The 13,117-nt window shown below is 63.6% G+C and carries 16 protein-coding genes; 9 read left to right on the top strand and 7 right to left on the bottom strand.

Features of this window, described 5'->3' with window-relative positions; genetic code table 11:
* Positions 1-12: 12 nt before the first annotated feature.
* The 4 genes from trxA to G4Z14_RS08425 all read left to right on the top strand — a co-directional run bounded on the left by trxA (position 13) and on the right by G4Z14_RS08425 (position 3,385).
* Positions 13-339, top strand: a complete 327-nt coding sequence (gene trxA, locus G4Z14_RS08440) for a thioredoxin (RefSeq protein WP_164624631.1) — start codon at positions 13-15, stop codon at positions 337-339.
* A gap of 96 nt (positions 340-435) precedes the next feature.
* Positions 436-993, top strand: coding sequence for an ATP-dependent protease subunit HslV (gene hslV, locus G4Z14_RS08435; RefSeq protein ID WP_164624629.1), 558 nt, complete (start codon positions 436-438; stop codon positions 991-993).
* A complete protein-coding gene (gene hslU / locus G4Z14_RS08430; RefSeq protein ID WP_164624626.1) occupies positions 990-2,285 on the top strand; it encodes an ATP-dependent protease ATPase subunit HslU in 1,296 nt (431 codons plus the stop codon). The genes hslV and hslU overlap by 4 nt, the downstream gene beginning before the upstream one ends.
* Positions 2,285-3,385, top strand: a complete 1,101-nt coding sequence (locus G4Z14_RS08425; RefSeq protein ID WP_164624624.1) for an alpha/beta hydrolase — start codon at positions 2,285-2,287, stop codon at positions 3,383-3,385. Before hslU ends, G4Z14_RS08425 begins: the two co-directional genes overlap by 1 nt.
* On the opposite strand, the gene G4Z14_RS08420 is transcribed toward G4Z14_RS08425, so the two are convergent.
* Genes G4Z14_RS08420 through G4Z14_RS08410 form a run of 3 tightly spaced genes read right to left on the bottom strand, consistent with a single transcriptional unit; the run spans position 3,386 to position 5,695 of the window.
* Positions 3,386-3,997: a Smr/MutS family protein gene (locus G4Z14_RS08420; protein WP_164624622.1), complete on the bottom strand. Its 612-nt coding sequence runs from the start codon at positions 3,995-3,997 to the stop codon at positions 3,386-3,388.
* A gap of 3 nt (positions 3,998-4,000) precedes the next feature.
* Entirely contained in the window at positions 4,001-5,026 is a 1,026-nt protein-coding gene (gene mltA / locus G4Z14_RS08415) for a murein transglycosylase A (protein WP_164624619.1), read from the bottom strand.
* A gap of 9 nt (positions 5,027-5,035) precedes the next feature.
* On the bottom strand, positions 5,036-5,695 hold the full coding sequence (locus G4Z14_RS08410) for a Tim44/TimA family putative adaptor protein (RefSeq protein WP_164624617.1): 660 nt from the start codon (positions 5,693-5,695) through the stop codon (positions 5,036-5,038).
* 106 nt (positions 5,696-5,801) lie between these two features.
* On the opposite strand from G4Z14_RS08410, the gene G4Z14_RS08405 reads away from it, so the two are divergent.
* Positions 5,802-6,248, top strand: a complete 447-nt coding sequence (locus tag G4Z14_RS08405) for an FxsA family protein (RefSeq protein ID WP_164624615.1) — start codon at positions 5,802-5,804, stop codon at positions 6,246-6,248.
* Positions 6,249-6,305: 57 nt separating this feature from the next.
* Positions 6,306-6,782, top strand: coding sequence for a protein-export chaperone SecB (gene secB / locus G4Z14_RS08400; protein WP_164624613.1), 477 nt, complete (start codon positions 6,306-6,308; stop codon positions 6,780-6,782).
* 44 nt (positions 6,783-6,826) lie between these two features.
* On the opposite strand, the gene dnaQ is transcribed toward secB, so the two are convergent.
* Genes dnaQ through G4Z14_RS08380 form a run of 4 tightly spaced genes read right to left on the bottom strand, consistent with a single transcriptional unit; the run spans position 6,827 to position 9,558 of the window.
* Entirely contained in the window at positions 6,827-7,525 is a 699-nt protein-coding gene (dnaQ, locus tag G4Z14_RS08395) for a DNA polymerase III subunit epsilon (RefSeq protein ID WP_164624611.1), read from the bottom strand.
* Positions 7,518-8,126, bottom strand: a complete 609-nt coding sequence (gene coaE / locus G4Z14_RS08390; RefSeq protein WP_164624609.1) for a dephospho-CoA kinase — start codon at positions 8,124-8,126, stop codon at positions 7,518-7,520. Before coaE ends, dnaQ begins: the two co-directional genes overlap by 8 nt.
* Positions 8,123-8,962, bottom strand: coding sequence for a shikimate dehydrogenase (locus G4Z14_RS08385; protein WP_164624608.1), 840 nt, complete (start codon positions 8,960-8,962; stop codon positions 8,123-8,125). The genes coaE and G4Z14_RS08385 overlap by 4 nt, the downstream gene beginning before the upstream one ends.
* Positions 8,959-9,558, bottom strand: coding sequence for a Maf family protein (locus G4Z14_RS08380; RefSeq protein ID WP_164624606.1), 600 nt, complete (start codon positions 9,556-9,558; stop codon positions 8,959-8,961). Before G4Z14_RS08380 ends, G4Z14_RS08385 begins: the two co-directional genes overlap by 4 nt.
* A gap of 386 nt (positions 9,559-9,944) precedes the next feature.
* On the opposite strand from G4Z14_RS08380, the gene G4Z14_RS08375 reads away from it, so the two are divergent.
* From G4Z14_RS08375 to mnmE, 3 genes are all read left to right on the top strand, one after another.
* Positions 9,945-10,409 carry a CopD family protein gene (locus tag G4Z14_RS08375; RefSeq protein ID WP_164624604.1) on the top strand — a complete coding sequence of 155 codons (465 nt, stop codon included), beginning with the start codon at positions 9,945-9,947 and terminating at the stop codon, positions 10,407-10,409.
* 119 nt (positions 10,410-10,528) lie between these two features.
* Complete coding sequence (gene rho / locus G4Z14_RS08370) at positions 10,529-11,800, top strand: transcription termination factor Rho (protein WP_164624601.1); 1,272 nt, start codon at positions 10,529-10,531, stop codon at positions 11,798-11,800.
* Positions 11,801-11,827: 27 nt separating this feature from the next.
* Positions 11,828-13,108, top strand: coding sequence for a tRNA uridine-5-carboxymethylaminomethyl(34) synthesis GTPase MnmE (gene mnmE, locus G4Z14_RS08365; protein WP_164624599.1), 1,281 nt, complete (start codon positions 11,828-11,830; stop codon positions 13,106-13,108).
* Positions 13,109-13,117: the final 9 nt, after the last annotated feature.

Below are 13,117 nucleotides of genomic sequence, written 5' to 3'. Positions count from 1 at the left end.
AGGAGTCCCGCCATGGGTGCCAATACCGTCGCCGTCACCGATGCCACCTTCGACGCCGAAGTCCGCAAGTCGGCCATCCCCGTCGTCGTCGATTTCTGGGCCGAATGGTGCGGCCCCTGCCGCCAGATCGGCCCGGCGCTTGAAGAGCTTGCCGCCGAATATGCCGGCAAGGTCAAGATCGTGAAGGTCAACGTCGACGAAAACCCCGACAGCCCGGCGGTTCTGGGCGTGCGCGGCATTCCGGCACTGTTCCTGTTCAAGGACGGGCAGGTGGTGTCGAACAAGATCGGCGCCGCGCCCAAGGCTGCGCTGGCCAACTGGATTCAGTCCGCAATCTGATCGGCGGAAATCATCAGGCGTAAGGGCGGCCCATTGCGGCCGCCCTTTTGTTTTCCGCCCCGCCCTTCCATAGTGACCGAAACGATGGAGAGACCCATGGCGGACGACAAATTCCCCGGCTGGCACGGCACGACCATTCTGGCGGTGCGCCGGGGCGCGCAAGTGGTGGTGGCCGGCGATGGTCAGGTCAGCCTTGGCAACACGGTCATCAAAGGCACCGCCCGCAAGGTGCGCCGGCTGTCGCCCGGCGGGCATGACGTGGTCTGCGGCTTTGCCGGCTCGACCGCCGATGCCTTCACCCTTCTGGAACGGCTGGAGAAAAAGCTGGAAAGCGCCCCCGGCCAATTGGCCCGCGCCTGTGTCGAGCTGGCGAAAGACTGGCGCATGGACAAATACCTGCGCAACCTCGAGGCCATGCTGATCGTCACCGACGGGTCCGATCTTTACGTCATCACCGGCGCGGGCGACGTGCTGGAGCCCGAACATGACGTCGCCGCGATCGGTTCGGGCGGGAATTTCGCACTGGCCGCCGCGCGGGGGCTGATGCAGTCGGATCTGCCCGCCGAAGACATCGCCCGTCGCGCCATGGCGATTGCCGCCGACATCTGCGTCTACACCAACGGCAACCTGACGGTGGAGGCCATCACCAAATGACCAACCTGACCCCGCGCGAGATCGTCTCGGAGCTTGACCGCCACATCATCGGCCAGCGCGAGGCCAAGCGCGCGGTCGCCGTCGCCCTGCGCAACCGCTGGCGCCGCAAGCAACTGGCCGATGACCTGCGCGACGAGGTCTACCCGAAGAACATCCTGATGATCGGCCCGACCGGGGTCGGCAAGACCGAGATTTCCCGCCGTCTGGCCAAGCTGGCCAAGGCGCCCTTCCTGAAAATCGAGGCCACCAAGTTCACCGAGGTCGGCTATGTCGGTCGCGATGTCGACAGCATCATCCGCGATCTGGTCGACGCCGCGATGATCGACACCCGCGCCCGGATGCGCGACGACGTGCGCGCCCGCGCCCGCGAGGCGGCCGAGAACCGGGTGATCGAGGCGCTGGCCGGCAAGGACGCCCGCGAACAGACCCGCGAGATGTTCCGCGGCAAGCTGAAGCGGGGCGAGCTGGACAGCACGATGATCGAGATCGAGGTGCAGGAGGCCGGGCCGCAGGGCATGTTCGGCATGATGCCCGGCATGGAAAACCAGATGCAGGGGCTGAATGACCTGTTCAAGGCCTTCAGCGGCCGCACCGCGCGCAAGCGGGTGACGGTGGCCGACAGCTATGATCTCCTGCTTGGCCAGGAGGCGGACAAGCTTTTGGACGACGAGGCGGTGAAGGCCGCGGCGCTGGAGGCGGTTCAGGAAAACGGCATTGTTTTTCTTGATGAAATCGACAAGATCTGCGCCCGCTCCGATGCGCGCGGCGCCGATGTCAGCCGCGAAGGCGTGCAGCGCGATCTCTTGCCGCTGATCGAAGGCACTACGGTTTCCACCAAATACGGCCCGGTGAAAACCGACCATATCCTGTTCATCGCTTCGGGCGCGTTCCACATCGCCAAACCGTCGGATCTGTTGCCGGAACTGCAGGGCCGCCTGCCGATCCGGGTGGAGCTGGCGCCGCTGACCGAGGAGGATTTCGTCCGCATCCTGACCGAGACCGACAACGCGCTGACCCGGCAATATGCCGCGCTGATGGCAACCGAGGATGTCGCGGTCAGCTTTACCGCCGACGGCATCGCCGCGCTGGCCCGCATTGCCGCCGAGGTGAACCGCAGCGTCGAGAACATCGGCGCGCGCCGGCTCTACACGGTGATGGAACGGGTGTTCGAAGAGCTGTCCTTCACGGCCCCCGACCGATCCGGCGACAGCGTGACGGTGGATGCGGGCTTTGTCGAACGGCATCTCGGCGCACTGTCGCGCTCGGCCGACATATCGCGATATGTGCTGTAGTGCGCTTCGCCCTGATCCTGCCGTTCATCGTCCTTCTGGCCTGCGCCCCGCGCGGCGCGATCACGCTTGACCCCGCGGCGGCGGCAGTCGGGGATGTGACGCCGGTGTTCATCGGCACCACGCGGGAGTTTGACGGCGGCCGTTTTGGCCCCGCGCGCTCGGAAGAGATGCGCTTTGCCCGCTATGACATTTCGATCCCGCCGCTGCGCGAGGCAGGCGAGATCAACTGGCCGACCCGTCTGGCGAGGCCCGACCCGCGGCGCCACTTCCTGACCACGGCCGAAGTGGTCTACGGCAGCGATCCGGCCTTTCGCGCTGATCTGAAGCGCGATCTGGCCGCCCACGGGCAGGAAGCGGTGATCTTCGTGCATGGCTACAACAACAATTTCTCCGAAGGGCTCTACCGGGTGGCGCAATTCGCCCATGATCTGGAATTGCCCGGAACGGTGGTGCATTACGCCTGGCCTTCCGCCGCGCGGCCGCTTGGCTATGTCTATGACCGCGATTCCGCGATGTTCGCCCGCGACGGGCTGGAAAAGCTGATGGACGAGGTCGCGGCTGCCGGGGCGCGGCGCATCCTGCTGGTGGCGCATTCCATGGGCTCTGCCCTGGCGATGGAGTCGCTGCGGCAAGCCGCCATTCGCGGCGACCGGGCCACGCTGGACCGGCTGGCCGGGGTGATCCTGATCTCGCCCGACATCGACGTCGACCTGTTCCGCATGCAGGCCAAGGCGATCGGCAAGCTGCCGCAGCCCTTCCTGATCTTCGGATCGGACCGCGACAAGCTGCTGCGGCTTTCGGCGCAGCTCACCGGGCAATCCGAACGGCTCGGCTCGCTGTCGGATGTCTCGCGGCTTGCCGATCTTGAAGTGACGTTCCTTGATGTCGGCGAGTTTGGCAGCGGGACGGGCCATTTCATTCTGGGCGACAGCCCGGCACTGATCCGGCTGATCGACAGTATCGGCCAGATCGAGGGCGCGTTCGAGGCCGACCGCGCGCGGCGCATCGGTCTGGTCTCGGGGGTGGTGCTCTCGGTGCAGAACGCGACGCAGATCGTGTTGCGCCCGGTGGCCGAGATTGCGGTGGAAGTGAACCAGTAGTCAGCGGCGGCGCAGGTAGACGTAATAGGCGCCCGAGCCGCCGTGTTTCAGATGCGCTTCGGCCACTTGTTGCACGGCCTGCCCCAGCGGCGGCAGACGCAGCCATTGCGGCACCTGATGGCGCAAGACACCCATGCGCTGCGGAATGGGGCCGATATCCTGCCCGCGCTTGCCCTTGCCGGTGATGACCAGAACCAGCCGCATGCCGTCGGACTGGGCGTTTAGGAGGAAACGGATCAGCTCTGGATGCGCCTCGGACAGGGTCATGCCATGCAGGTCGATGCGCGCCTCGGGCATCAGCTTGCCGCGGGTCATCTTGCCGTGAGTCTTGGCGTCCATCTGCAAGGGCGCTGCCGCCAGCGCCTCGGCCGGGGTGGGCAGCAGGTCGATGCTGGTTGCGGATCGCGCCTTTTCGCCCAGCCGGAACAGCGGCATCCGCGGCTGGGCATGGCCGTGCGGCATCGGGGCTTCGGCCTGCACCGGCACGGCCTTGGCCGAACTGTCCACCTCTTTCAGGAAAAGCTGGCGGCCCGGATGCATCGGCGTCGCAGTGCGCGCCACTGCGGCCCAGATCTCCTGCTCTTCGGGACGAAGGGAGCGGCGGCGGACCACGGCTCAGTCTTCCGGCAACATGGCATAGGCGCGGTCGATGGGCAGAAGCACGATCAGCCGTCCGCCATCCTTGACCATTCCCGCTGCATCGCCCGCGGCATCCCCCGTACCATAAAAGATATCGGCCCGCTGCATGCCCTTGATAGCCCCGCCGGTATCCTGCGCCACCATCAGGCGACGCAAAGGGCTGGTGCCGTCTTTCTCGATCCAGAGCGGCGCGCCGAGCGGCGTAAAATCCGGATCAATTGCCACCGAGCGCAGGTCGGTGATCGACCGCCCCATGGCTCCGATCGGCCCCTTGCCGGCGGGCAGGTCATCAAGCCTGCGGAAGAAGACGTAAGACGGGTTGTGATTCAGCAGCGCACTGCCAGACCTTCCGCTCCGCCTGACCCAGGAGCGGATTTCCTGCGCGGAAACCTCCGCCAATGTATGGGTGCCGCGGCGGATCATTTCCTGCCCGATGGAGCGATAGGGATGCCCGTTTTTGCCACCATAGCCCACGCGCATCATCTGTCCATCCGGCAAGCGGATACGTCCAGAACCTTGAACATGCAGGAAATAGACTTCAACCGGGTCTTCCAGCCAGGCAAGCTCCAACCCGCGGCCGCGCAGCGCGCCGGCTTCGATGGCGGCGCGGTCCAGATAAGTCTGGCCTTCGGTCAGTTCCGGGGGCTTGCGATAGATCGGATAGGCGAAGCGCGGACTGCGGGTCAGCGCGCCGTTCAGTTCCGGCTCGTAATAGCCGGTGAAAAGCGCAGGCGGCGTGCCGATGATGACCGGCTTGAAGAACAGCTCGAAGAACGACTTGGCGGAGGCGTCCGAGGCCCCGGCATCGGCGGCAAAGGCGCAGATCGGGCGCCAGTCGGGATCGGTCAGCAGATCGCAGGTCTGCAGGAAGGCAGTCAGCCCGGCCCGGTGATTGTCATGCTCCCAGCCGTCCAGCGCCTCGAAATCCAGCATCTGCGCCGGGGCGCCGGTCGCCCAGGTCATGACCAGCGCCGCAAGGCATAGGGCAAGGACGGCACGCATGACCCCCTGTCAGTCCGCAGTGGCCACAAGCTGCCAGTTCGGGTCCTGTACCCCCATGCGGCGGGCAAAAGTCCAGCCGTCACGCTGACGCTTCACGCTGGTTGGATGCCCGTCCACCACCTCGCCGGCGGCGTTCTTGACCACCGAGGTCAGCTCGCCGGTGAAGCGCACGGTGATTTCGGCAGTGCGGCTGGTCGCGTCATACTCCGCCTCGGCGATGGCCAATTCGCGCAGACCGACAAAATTCGCCTCGACCGACAGGCCTTCGCGTTCGCGGGCATTGATGGCCTGGGCAAAGCTGGCTTCGACCTCATCGCTGAGGAAGGGGCGGATCGCCTCGATATCACCGCGCTCGAAGGCCATGAGGATCATCTCATAGGCACCGCGGGCACCCGTCAGGAAGTCAGATACCGAGAACCCGGGCTCGGCCTGTTTCATCTGCGCAAGGGCACGGGCGATCTCGGAGCCTTCGGCGGCGTGATCGGTGATGTCGCGGTCCGGGCCACCTTCGATCACCTCGAAATTCCGCTTGCCACGCGACCGCACCTGATCGGCCGGAACCGGAGGCTTTTCAAAGCCTTCGCGCGTGCCCAAGACCGAGCGCAGTTTCAGGATCAGGAAAACCGCGATCCCGGCAAGGACCAGAAGCTGCAACAACGACGAGTTCATGGACACCTCGGAACAATTGCTCCCGGCAGTTGAGCCGGGGGGGTTGTGATCTTATGTAGGGGTTGGGGGCGGCCAAGTCCAGTTAGGCACGCCAAAGGATGGGGCCATGCCGGTTTTCTTGCTGCTTCTTGCCGTGCCACTGATCGAGATCACGCTGTTCGTGGTTCTTGGCGGTGTTCTGGGCCTTTGGCTGACATTGTTTTTCGTGCTTGGCTCAACCGTTCTGGGCGCGGCGATCCTGCGGCGCGGCGGGCAGGTCGGACAGCCGCGGTCGCGCGATCCGATGATGCAGATGGCCGGCAAGGGGCTTTCCCTTCTGGCCGGGCTCCTGTTGATCGTGCCGGGTTTTTTCACCAGCGCGCTGGGGCTCTTGCTGTTGCTGCCACCGGTTCAGCGCCTGATGGTGGTGCTTCTGGGCCAGAGGTTGTCCGCTTCTGGCTTCATGTTCCGCAGGGCGACCGCGCAACACGACGACATCATCGAAGGCGACTACGAAGAGCTGCGCCGGCCCCAGGGCGAACGGCTGCCGCCTTCGCAGTGGACGCAGGATTGAGGCCGTGGTCCTGACCTGCTAGGAACACCCGCGACCCGTTCAACAGGAGTGAGTGCAATGGCCGAGGAAAACGGCGCGACGCCGCAGGTGCGGATGTCGGTTCTGGCGCAGTTCGTGCGTGACATGTCTTTCGAGAACATGGTGGCCCAGAAGGGCATCACCGGGGCCGATGTGCAGCCCGATATTCAGGTCGCGGTCAGCCTTGACGCCCGCAAGCGGCAGGCAGATCACCAGTTCGAGATCGTGACGAAATACAAGGTTACCTCGAAGAACAAGGCCAATGGCGACACGCTGTTCCTGCTGGAGGTCGATTACGGCGGGGTATTCCATGTCGAAGGCGTACCGGAAGAACAGCTGCATCCTTTCCTGCTGATCGAATGCCCGCGGATGCTGTTCCCCTTCGTGCGCCGGATCATCTCGGATGTGACGCGTGACGGCGGCTTCCCGCCCCTGAACATCGACACCGTCGATTTCCTCGTGCTTTACCGGCAAGAGATGGCGCGGCGGGCACAGGCCCAGACGCCGGCCAACTGAACCTGATGTGATAGTGGAAGGCCGGCCCAGGCGGGCCGGTCTTTTCACTTCCGCTTGGCCCAGAGCGCGTTTTCGCCAAGCTTTGCCACAAAGGCCGCATGGCTGGCGGCTTCCTCTGCCGTCAGACGGGGCGGCAAGGGTTCCGGGCGGGGGCGGGGCCGCCAGTCGTCATGCTGGGCCACCGCGCTGGCAGCGGATTTCGAGGGCTGGCTCGCCAGCCCGAAATCCGGTTGCCGACCGCCGATCAGTTCGAGATAGACCTCGGCCAGGATCTCGCTATCGAGCAGCGCGCCGTGTTTCTCGCGCGCGGAGTTGTCCACGCCAAAACGGCGGCAGAGCGCATCGAGCGAAGCCGGGGAGCCGGGGAACTTTTGCCGGGCGATGGCGAGCGTATCGATGGCGCGGGACCATTCGATGCCGGGCAGCGCCATTCGCTTCAGTTCGAAGTTCAGGAATTTGACGTCGAAGGCGGCGTTGTGGATGACCAGTCTTGCATCGCCGATGAAGTCGAGAAACGCCTGACCGATCTGCTTGAACACCGGCTTGTCGCGGAGAAAGTCATCGCCGAGGCCATGAACCTCGAAGGCCTCTTTCGGCATCAGGCGTTCGGGATTGATGTATTGATGATAGGTCTTGCCGGTGGGCATGTGGTTGAACAGCTCCACCGCACCGATCTCGACGATGCGATGGCCTTCGCTGGGTTCAAACCCGGTGGTTTCGGTATCGAGGACGATCTCACGCATGGCCGGTCTCGCGGGCTTGGGTCTCGCGGATATGGGCGATAAGGGCGCGGACATAGGCGCGGGTGCTGTCCACAGACAGGGTTTCGACGATATGCGTGGCGCGGGCCCGCTTTTCGGCATCGGGCATCTGACGGGCGAGAATGGTCGCCAACTGGCGTTCCGTCATGGTGCCGCGGGCAAGGACACGGGCCTTTTGCAGGTCGGCAGGGGCCGTGCAAAGCAGGGTGGCGTCCATCTGGGCCTCGGTGCCCTTTTCGAAGAGGAGCGGGATATCGAGAACGACGATATCCGCTGCGGCGCTGGCGATGAAGGCATCGCGGTCAGCGGCGACGAGCGGGTGAACGATGGATTCAAGCTGCACCAGTGCCGAGGGGTCGGCGGCGATCCAGTCTTTCAGCGCGGCGCGGTCAATGCCGCGGGTCGAGGCGGCCCTGGGGCAAAGTGCAGCGATCTGGGCAACGGCGGCACCATCGGGGCCATAAAGGCGGTGGACGGCGGCGTCGGCGTCCCAGACCGGCAAGCCCTCGGCAGCAAACATCCCCGCAGTGGTGGATTTGCCCATGCCGATGGAGCCGGTGAGGCCAAGGCGAAAGGCGGTCATGATCCGAGCACGGCCTGACGGGTTTCCTCATCGACCGCGGGCGTCGGGCCGAACCAGCGTTCGAAGCCCGGCGCGGCCTGATGCAGCAGCATGCCGAGCCCGTCGACAATGCTGGCGCCGCGCTGTTCGGCCTCAAGAAGAAATTGGGTTTTCAGAGGGTTGTAGACCAGATCATTGACAACGGCACCCGGCGACAGCGCATCCATCGGCACGCGGAACTCGGGCTTGCCAGCCATGCCCAGAGAGGTGGTGTTGATGACCGTCGCCGCCCCGTCCAGCATGTTGCCGGCCTGAACCCATTCATGGACCGACAGTTTGGCGCCGAAATCGGCGCGCAGGGCATCGGCGCGCGGGCGGGTGCGATTGGCGATGCGGATTTCCGGCACGCCGACCTCGATCAGCGCGGCCACGACGGCGCGGGCGGCGCCGCCAGCACCGAGAACCGCCGCAGGACCGGCGGCAGGGTTCCAGTTCGGGGCGTTCTGGCGCAAGTTGGCGATGAAGCCGGCGCCATCGGTGTTGTCGGCGTGAATCTTGCCATCCTTGCGGAAGATGAGCGTGTTTGCCGCCCCGATCAGCGCCGCGCGGTCGGTGATGACATCGGCGATCTTCAGGACCGCTTCCTTGTGCGGGATGGTGACATTCAGCCCGACGAAGCCAATTCTTGGCAGCAGACGCAGCGTGGCTTCCAGATCGGCCGGGGCGACATCCATCGGGATGTAATGACCCTTGATGCCGTGGCGGCGCAACCAGAACCCATGCAGCGCCGGCGACCTGCTATGCGCGATGGGGTGGCCGATCACGCCGGCGAGGGGGATTTTGGGCAGATCTGTCATGCGGGAATAAGACCCCGTGTGGCGAGGTAGGACAAGAGGGGAAGGAGCGGCAGGCCAAGGATTGTGAAGTAGTCGCCCTCGATCCGGTCGAATAGCCGGACGCCCTCGGATTCCAGCTGGTAGCCGCCGACGGAATGGCCGATCGCGGGCCAATTGCGAGTCAGATAGGCGTCAAGATAGGTGTCGGAAAAGCTGCGCATGGTCAGACGGGCCTGACCGACATGGCGCCAGACCGGCTTGCCGGATTCATAAAGGACGGCGGCGGACAGCAGGGAATGGGTCTGGCCGCGGAGCGCCAGCAGGTGTTGGCGAGCCTCGGCGGCGGTTTCGGGTTTGGCGAAAACCTGACCCTTGAAGTCCAGCACCTGATCGCAGCCCAGAACGAGAGCGCCGGGCATGCGGGCAGAGACCTTGGCGGCCTTCATCTCGGCCAGAGCGTCGGCGATATCGCGGGGTTTGGCGGCCTCGGCCTCCAGACTTTGGCGGATGGTGTCCTCGTCGATGCGCGCGGCCTGGGTGCTGACCTCAAGGCCGGCGTTGCGCAGCAGGTCGCGCCGGATGGCGGAGGAGGAGGCCAGGACGAAGGGCTGGGACATGGCTGTGGACAAATCCGGGGTGGCGCGGGGGCAAAACCGGAAAATGTGGGGCAGATCCGATCTCGGCGTCGAGGAGGGGGCGGTTTATCCGGTTTTGTCAAGACGCGCGGCGGGCGTTCTCCACATCTGGACAACGGTTCCACGGTACTGGTGATGAGTGATCTTCCACAGGGTGCAGAAGGCGTCCTGTGGAAGGAAATCCAATCAACACATTGTTTTTAAATACATATTTATTGCATTTTGACTTCAGTCAACTTTCGTCCACAGGCTTTTCCCTGGGGAAAAGTTCGTGGATCTGTGGTTGTATTCCGTTACCCACAGGGCTTACATCATCATCAATATTTTTTCTTTCTTCTTTATTAAGAAGAAGGGATTGCGAGGCGAAGATGGGCGATTTCCTGGCGGAGTGGTATCTTTGGACCAAGGCCTTGCATGTGGTCTCGGTGATGTCCTGGATGGCGGGGTTGTTTTACCTGCCGCGTCTCTATGTCTATCACGTCGAAGGATTGCGGAAGCAGGGCGTTCAGCCGGGCAGCGAGATGGACCTGTTGTTTCAGCATCAGGAGCGGCTGCTTTTGCGGGCGATCATGACTCCGGCGATGGTGGCAAGCTGGGTGTTCGGATTGGCGCTGGTTCTGACGCCGGGGATTGTGGTCTGGAGTGAGGTCTGGCCCTGGGTAAAGGCGCTGGCGGTCTTGGGCATGACTGCCTTTCACATGTGGCTGGCCGCGCGGCGCAAATTGTTCCTGGCCGGGGAGAATGGGTTGAGCGGGCGGCATTACCGGATGATGAACGAGGTGCCGACGGTTTTCATGTTGATGATCGTCTTTGCCGTGATCCTGAAGTTCTGAATGCTTGACTCGCCGCAGGGGCGGGCTTAGGTGCGGAGCATGCGCGGGCCGTCCGGCCGGAAGCGCTTTCCTGACGTTTGTTGCACTGATCGCCCGCCGGGCGGCACGAGGGGTTTCCCATGACCGTTGAGCATTTGAACCTTGCCGATCTCAAGGCCAAGACGCCGGCCGAATTGTTGTCGATGGCAGAGGAATGGGAGATCGAGAACGCACCCAGCATGCGCAAGGGCGAGATGATGTTCTCGCTTTTGAAGGAGCATGCCGAAGAAGGTTGGGAAATCGGCGGCGATGGCGTGCTGGAGGTGCTGCAGGACGGGTTCGGGTTTTTGCGCAGCCCTGAAGCGAACTATCTGCCGGGACCGGACGATATCTATGTGAGCCCGGAGATGATCCGGCAGTTTTCGTTGCGGACTGGCGATTCGATTGAAGGCGTCATTCAGGCGCCGCGCGAGAACGAGCGGTATTTCAGCCTGGTGAAGGCCACGAAGATCAACTTCGACGATCCGGAAAAGGCAAGGCACAAGGTTCACTTCGACAACCTGACGCCGTTGTATCCCGACGAGCGGCTGAAGATGGAGATCGAGGATCCGACGATCAAGGATCGCTCGGCGCGGATCATTGACCTGGTCTGTCCGATCGGGAAGGGGCAGCGGGCGCTGATCGTGGCGCCGCCGCGAACTGGCAAGACGGTTCTCTTGCAGAACATCGCGCATTCCGTCGAAAAGAATCATCCGGAGTGCTATCTGATTGTTCTCCTGATCGATGAGCGCCCCGAAGAGGTGACCGATATGCAGCGCTCGGTGAAGGGAGAGGTTGTGTCCTCGACCTTTGATGAACCGGCGACGCGGCATGTGGCGGTGGCAGAGATGGTGATCGAGAAGGCCAAGCGGCTGGTGGAGCACAAGCGGGATGTGGTGATCCTGCTCGACTCGATCACGCGCCTTGGTCGGGCGTTCAACACGGTGGTGCCGTCCTCGGGCAAGGTGTTGACCGGGGGTGTGGATGCCAATGCCTTGCAGCGCCCGAAGCGGTTCTTCGGTGCGGCGCGCAATATCGAGGAGGGCGGGTCGCTGACCATCATCGCGACAGCGCTGATCGACACCGGCAGCCGGATGGACGAAGTGATCTTCGAAGAGTTCAAGGGTACCGGCAACAGCGAGATCGTGTTGGACCGCAAGGTGGCGGACAAGCGGGTGTTCCCGGCGATCGACATTCTGAAATCGGGCACGCGCAAAGAGGATCTTCTGGTCGACAAGATCGATCTGCAGAAGACCTATGTGCTGCGGCGGATCCTGAATCCGATGGGCACAACGGATGCCATCGAATTCCTGCTGTCGAAGCTGAAGCAGACCAAGTCGAACGCGGAGTTCTTTGACTCGATGAACGCCTGACGGCGTTTCTTAGCAAAGGGTTGCACGATGGATACGATTTTCGCCCTGGCCAGCGCCCGGGGGAAAGCAGGCGTTTCTGTTATCCGGATTTCGGGTGAGCGGGCGTTCGAGGCCGCCGCGGCGCTTTGTGGCACTCTGCCGGAGCCTCGGCTGGCCGGGGTGCGGCCCCTGAAGTTTCAGGGGTCGTTGCTGGATCAGGCGCTGGTTTTGGCCTTCGAAGAGGGCGCGAGTTTTACCGGTGAGCGCAGCGTCGAGCTTCAGATCCATGGTGGGGCGGCAACCATCAGTGCGGTTTTGGCAGCCTTGTCCCGGCAACCTGGTCTGCGGCTGGCCGAGGCTGGCGAATTCAGCCGCCGGGCGCTGGAGAATGGGCGGCTGGACCTGACGCAGATCGAAGGTTTGGCAGATCTGATTGATGCGGAAACCGAGGCACAACGGCGGCAGGCTGTGGCGGTGCTGAGTGGTGCGCTGGGCAGGAAGGCTGAGGATTGGCGCAGGGATCTTGTGCGCTCTCAATCCCTTCTGGAGGCGACCATTGATTTTTCCGAGGAGGATGTGCCCGAGGTCGTGACCGAGGAAGTCAGTCAGGCACTGGGACGGGTGAGGGACGCCATCGCTGCCGAGCTTGCGGGGGCCGGGGCGGCCGAGCGGATTCGCGAGGGTTTCGAAGTGGCGATCGTCGGTGCGCCGAACGTCGGGAAATCAACCTTGTTGAATGCGCTTGCAGGTCGAGAGGCGGCAATAACGTCGGAGATTGCCGGAACGACGCGAGATGTTATCGAGGTTCGGATGGAGATCGCCGGATTGCCGGTGACTCTGCTGGACACTGCCGGGTTGCGGGATACGCAAGATCAGATCGAACTCCGCGGCATTGAGCGCGCCCTTGTGCGGGCACGGCAAGCAGACCTCAGGGTGTTTCTTGTTGCCGACGATGAGGAGTTGCCGCTTGTTCCGGAAGAGAGGGATCTGGTCTTTCTGGCGAAGGCCGACATGCGAGAGATGCGCGCCGGTGCGGTTTCGGGGTTGACCGGGGAAGGGCTTGACGAGCTGATCGCGCGCATCGCTGCGGCGTTGGAGGTTCTTTCGGCGCGGCCCAGTCTTGTCATTCGGGAGCGACAGCGTCATGGTTTGGAGCGGGCCTTGGCAAATTTGAGCAGCGCTCTGTCTCTCGTCGAGGTAATGGGTGCGGCTGAGTTGACGGCCGAGGAGATTCGGGGCGCAACAAGGGCCTTGGAGATCCTGATCGGGCGGGTCGGCGTCGAAGATCTGCTTGATGAGATCTTTTCGCGCTTTTGCATCGGGAAGTGAGGGTGTTTC

The sequence above is a fragment of the Tabrizicola oligotrophica genome (assembly GCF_011008935.1).
Lineage (GTDB): Bacteria > Pseudomonadota > Alphaproteobacteria > Rhodobacterales > Rhodobacteraceae > Tabrizicola_A > Tabrizicola_A oligotrophica.
This window is presented reverse-complemented; position numbering and strand designations above follow the sequence as displayed.

Coding starts and splice junctions, on each gene's coding strand:
- G4Z14_RS08405 (WP_164624615.1), top strand. CDS start 5,802: ATGCCGGTTTTCTTGCTGCTTCTTGCCGTGCCACTGATCGAGATCACG.
- G4Z14_RS08375 (WP_164624604.1), top strand. CDS start 9,945: ATGGGCGATTTCCTGGCGGAGTGGTATCTTTGGACCAAGGCCTTGCAT.
- coaE (WP_164624609.1), bottom strand. CDS start 8,126: ATGACCGCCTTTCGCCTTGGCCTCACCGGCTCCATCGGCATGGGCAAA.
- mltA (WP_164624619.1), bottom strand. CDS start 5,026: ATGCGTGCCGTCCTTGCCCTATGCCTTGCGGCGCTGGTCATGACCTGG.
- hslV (WP_164624629.1), top strand. CDS start 436: ATGGCGGACGACAAATTCCCCGGCTGGCACGGCACGACCATTCTGGCG.
- G4Z14_RS08380 (WP_164624606.1), bottom strand. CDS start 9,558: ATGTCCCAGCCCTTCGTCCTGGCCTCCTCCTCCGCCATCCGGCGCGAC.
- G4Z14_RS08385 (WP_164624608.1), bottom strand. CDS start 8,962: ATGACAGATCTGCCCAAAATCCCCCTCGCCGGCGTGATCGGCCACCCC.
- mnmE (WP_164624599.1), top strand. CDS start 11,828: ATGGATACGATTTTCGCCCTGGCCAGCGCCCGGGGGAAAGCAGGCGTT.
- G4Z14_RS08410 (WP_164624617.1), bottom strand. CDS start 5,695: ATGAACTCGTCGTTGTTGCAGCTTCTGGTCCTTGCCGGGATCGCGGTT.
- trxA (WP_164624631.1), top strand. CDS start 13: ATGGGTGCCAATACCGTCGCCGTCACCGATGCCACCTTCGACGCCGAA.
- rho (WP_164624601.1), top strand. CDS start 10,529: ATGACCGTTGAGCATTTGAACCTTGCCGATCTCAAGGCCAAGACGCCG.
- hslU (WP_164624626.1), top strand. CDS start 990: ATGACCAACCTGACCCCGCGCGAGATCGTCTCGGAGCTTGACCGCCAC.
- dnaQ (WP_164624611.1), bottom strand. CDS start 7,525: ATGCGTGAGATCGTCCTCGATACCGAAACCACCGGGTTTGAACCCAGC.
- secB (WP_164624613.1), top strand. CDS start 6,306: ATGGCCGAGGAAAACGGCGCGACGCCGCAGGTGCGGATGTCGGTTCTG.